Genomic DNA, 3,217 nt, shown 5'->3' with positions numbered 1-3,217 from the left:
ACACGCAGGTCGGATTCCGGCATGCCGATGATGTCGCATACCGCCGTACGCGTCAGATGCGGCATCTGGGTGGTGCAGGTCAGCGTCACCCGGCCGGTCGAGGCATCATAGGAGGCATGGCCGGCGCGGGCCTCCATCGGCGTCGCGTTCTGCCGTCGCGATCGGCCATCGATGCGGATGATCTTGTGCGCGGATTTCCAGATGTCGTCGAAGCCCGGCGTGACGATGCGGCCCTCGACGATGACATTGCCCGCCGCTTCCGCATGTACCAGCGGCGCATCGGCGGCCAGCGCATCCATGGCATCGACCAGCGGTGGCGTCGCGGATATGTCGACCTCGACCAGGTCGGCGAGGTCCTCCGCGAGATCCTTGGCCGGCGCGTAGACGGCGGCGATGGCTTCGCCGGTGAAGCGCACCACGCCATCGGCGAGGATCGGTTGGCCGACCGCGACGTAGTTGAACTTGCTGAGCATCGGCCGGATCGGCTTCAGCGCTTTCAGATCGGCCGCGGTGACGATGGTGGCGCCATCCGGGACATTGATTGCAATGATCGAGCCCGCCGCGACGCCGCTGCGGACGAAACGCACCCAGTGCATCGCCGGGAGATCCGCGGTGAAGCGGCCCTGGCCGGTGACTAGAGCAGGGTCTTCCACGCGTCGCAGCGAGCGCCCGACCCAGTTGGTGCCGGAGCCCTTGGTATGCGCGGTCATGGCAACGAGCGTTCCAGCGCCCGGCGGGTCACCGCGCGGACTAGGTCGCGGCGATATTCCGCGGTGGTCTGGATATCTTCCAGCGGCTCGATCGCGGCGGCGGCGGCCTCGCCGGCGGCGACAAACAGGTCGGGCGAGGGCGCCTGACCGTTCAGCACGGCTTCGGCTTCGCCAATGCGTCGCGCGCGGTCCTCGGCGCCACCGATGCCGACGCGGGCATCGACGATCACGCCATCGACCATACGGTAGGTGACCAGCGCCGCCGCCATGGCAAAGTCGCCGGCGCGGCGGCTGAATTCGTAGAAGCCGAATTTGGTATCGGCCGGCAACAGCGGCAGCCGGACCTCGGCGAGAAATTCATCTTCGGCCAGACAGGTCGACATGATGCCTTCGAGGAAATCCTCCGCCACGACAATGCGTTCGCCGCGCACGCTCTTCAGTACCAGGCTTGCGCCAAGCGTCGCGGCGACCAGGCACCATTCCGAGGATGGATCGGCATGCGCCAGGCTGCCGCAGAACGTACCGCGCATGCGGATCGGATAATGCGCGATATGGCTGGCGACGAAAGCCAGCAAATGGCCCAGCACGCCATCGATCACGGGCCTGTGGAAGGCGCCGTGGCGGGCGCGGGCGCCGATTGAAAGATAATCGCCATCGATCGCGATGCGGTCGAGGCCATCGACTTCGTTGATGTCGATCAGATGCGTCGGCCGCGCCATGCGAAAGGCCATGATCGGCACCAGGCTCTGGCCGCCGGCCAGGATGCGGCCGTCGAGCGGCGCATATTCCGCCAAAGCGATGACGACTTCATCGACCGTCTTCGGAACATGGCGGGTGAACGGCGCTGGTTTCATGCGAAAACCCAGTCAGGAGGACCAAAATTCGCTTGTATGCTAACAATCGTCCCCGCGATGTCAATCTGGCCCGCTGACGCAAATCGATGCGCTCGCTGCCCGCATCGACGGCAGCGCTGTTTTAGCTGAATCTCGATCTGCGGGCACGGCCGATGTCAGCCCGTGCGGTCGAGGGCAAAGTCTTCCAGCAAGGGGGAGTGGCGGCCTGCGATCAGTCCGCCGAGCAGCTGCGTGGCGAGGAAGCTGAAGGTGATGCCATTGCCGCCATAACCATAGGCGGCGTAGACGCAGGAATGGCCGGGTACCGGTCCGATCAGCGGCAGGCCATCGCTGGTGGTGTCGAAGGTGCCGGCCCAACGGAATTCGATATCCAGTTCCGCGCGCGGCCACAGCGCCGCCAGTTTAGCGGTGAGAGCCTCGGCCTTGGCCGGAATCAGCGCGTCGCGGGCATCGGGATCGGTGATGTCCTCGCTGTCCTCGCCGCCAATGATGATGCGACCGGCCTTGGTCGTGCGGGCATAGAGATAGTCCTTGCTGTCCTCCCAGATCAGCGCGCCGCCGCGCCAGCTATTTTGTGGCTGCGGGCGGGTCGCAATCGCCCAGCTTGACGACGGCTTTTGCACCGATGCCGTGACGATGTCGGGCATCACATAGCCGGTGGCGAGGATGACGTGACGCGCCTCGATCACGCCGCCGTCCTTGAGCCCGACGCCGACCGACTGCGCGGCGCAATCGAACGAGACGGCTTCGCCGTCGAACAGCCGGGCGTCGCGGCTGACAGCGACGTTCAGCAACCCGCTGGCCAGCTGCATCGGGTCGGCATCGGCCGAGCCCGGCGACACCAGCGCGCCGGCGCGCGTGATTTCATATTCGGACAACAGGGCATGGTGATCGAGGAAGCTGCCGGGCAGGCCGGCGCGCCGCCGCAAGGCGTGCTCCTCGATCAGTTGTTTCGCGCTGTCGCCGGCGGCGAGATACAGCGAATCCTTGTCGCGCATTTCGCAGGGCAGGTTGAGTTCCCGCACCAGCGCCTTCAACCCGTGAACCGCCTGATAGCTGGCGCGATAGGCCCGTACGGCGCGGTCGAAGCCGTAGAGCTGGGTCAGCTCCTGTAGCGAGCGGTCGATCTCCCACAGCAACATCGAGGTGCTGGCAGCGGTGCTGCCGCGGCCCGGCCTTTCGCGATCGATCAGGATGATGTCGAGGCCTTGCCGCGTCAATTGCTCGGCCATCAGCGATCCGGTAATGCCGCAGCCGACGATCAAGACGTCGCAACGGGTGTTTTCGAGCAGCGGCCGGCGCACCGCGTTGCCGATACCGGCGAACCACGGCGAGCGGCCGCCACGCAGATCGGCTTGCTCGGTATTGGCTGAAGTGAAGTCCTGAATGATTGCACCAAGGGTCGGAATGAAAGGACGGGGATGATAGCGGGCTATCGATCAGACCTTGATCTAGGTCCGGCTTTCGGCAGCGCGATGGCATTTCTGCAGGGGCGGGAATATCCGCGGATGCTCCCGATCGATAAGCGTCCCCACGGCAACGCCAATTCGTCCTTCGGTAAAAACGGAATGTAATCGAGTTGGGCAGCCCGCTATGGATTTCGTGGCGCTGGTTTGCAGGGCGATCGAAGCGAGCGGCAGCATCGAACGTCGG

At 65.2% G+C, this 3,217-nt stretch carries 4 protein-coding genes; all 4 read right to left on the bottom strand.

Annotated elements, in window-relative coordinates; genetic code table 11:
* On the bottom strand, positions 1 to 710 hold a 710-nt coding region (locus Q0S16_RS13575; protein WP_295849065.1), incomplete at its 3' end, for a molybdopterin cofactor-binding domain-containing protein.
* Positions 707 to 1,564 (bottom strand): FAD binding domain-containing protein, encoded by an 858-nt coding sequence (locus Q0S16_RS13570; protein ID WP_295849062.1) that lies wholly within the window; start codon positions 1,562 to 1,564, stop codon positions 707 to 709. The genes Q0S16_RS13570 and Q0S16_RS13575, both read right to left, overlap by 4 nt.
* A gap of 155 nt (positions 1,565 to 1,719) precedes the next feature.
* Positions 1,720 to 2,868: an FAD-dependent oxidoreductase gene (locus tag Q0S16_RS13565; RefSeq protein ID WP_295849060.1), complete on the bottom strand. Its 1,149-nt coding sequence runs from the start codon at positions 2,866 to 2,868 to the stop codon at positions 1,720 to 1,722.
* Between the two features lie 147 nt (positions 2,869 to 3,015).
* Positions 3,016 to 3,217 (bottom strand): hypothetical protein (locus Q0S16_RS13560; protein ID WP_295849058.1); only part of this gene is annotated, 202 nt, incomplete at its 5' end.

This window comes from Tardiphaga sp. (genome assembly GCF_025356345.1).
In the GTDB taxonomy this organism is placed as follows: domain Bacteria; phylum Pseudomonadota; class Alphaproteobacteria; order Rhizobiales; family Xanthobacteraceae; genus Tardiphaga.
This window is presented reverse-complemented; position numbering and strand designations above follow the sequence as displayed.